The organism is Brevibacterium sp. FME37, assembly GCF_014897485.1.
GTDB lineage: Bacteria > Actinomycetota > Actinomycetes > Actinomycetales > Brevibacteriaceae > Brevibacterium.
In genome coordinates, this window is sequence record NZ_JABUYE010000056.1 from 1 (window position 1) to 793 (window position 793).

The 793-nt window shown below is 58.1% G+C and carries 1 rRNA gene; it reads right to left on the reverse strand.

The features are described 5' to 3' along the window. Window positions 1–665: 665 nt before the first annotated feature. Window positions 666–784: ribosomal RNA gene (gene rrf, locus INT29_RS19910) — 5S ribosomal RNA — on the reverse strand. Window positions 785–793: the final 9 nt, after the last annotated feature.

Below are 793 nucleotides of genomic sequence, written 5' to 3' on the forward strand. Positions count from 1 at the left end.
CGAGTTCGCAGCGCAGTACCGGGACTTCCTTCTTCAAGCCGCTTGACATCTATAGAAGCATCACAAGCACCTGATTCGACGACCAGTCCTACCAGCGAACAAGGAACACCTCGCGCTTTTCACAACGTTGGGAAAGGTCGAGGCACTCCACGCGGCTGCCGCATGGACGGGCGAGTTCACGTCATGGGAAGCGACAGGGCGATCCTTCCTCCAGCACCGCACACGGGGCCCGAACAAGACCATCAAGGACTTTCTCCGTGCCCACAGGGGTTCGAGAGTCGATCATTCCCTTGAAGTCGATTGGCTGCTGTTCCAGCTCACACACGCCCGGAGGGATCGTGGGAGTTCGTTACGTCTGCAACGTGGGCGAAGAAGCCTGCACGCAGGTTCGCCCATCCTGATGCGGAACGCGGTGGGACGGCCTCGTCTACTCGCTGAACAACGACGTGGGTGTTTGGGCCGCGCTACTTGAGGTCTGGAGGAAGAACGAAGACGGGAACTGGCAACTCTGCCGCGACGTCACAGAGCATTCGATGAGCCCACCAGCCCACAGCCTGACGCAACGACAACACCACCCATCACACGCCCCCAAGACACAACACCCATGAATACGAGAAAGGGGCCACCCCACCAAAGTGGAATGACCCCTCACTCTCAACAAAATATTGCGGCAGTCACTTACTCTCCCACAACCACCAAGTTGCAGTACCATCAGCGCGAATGGGCTTAGCTACCGGGATCGGAACGGTTAACCGGGCGTTTCCCCACCACTATCACCACCGCAAAACCAACA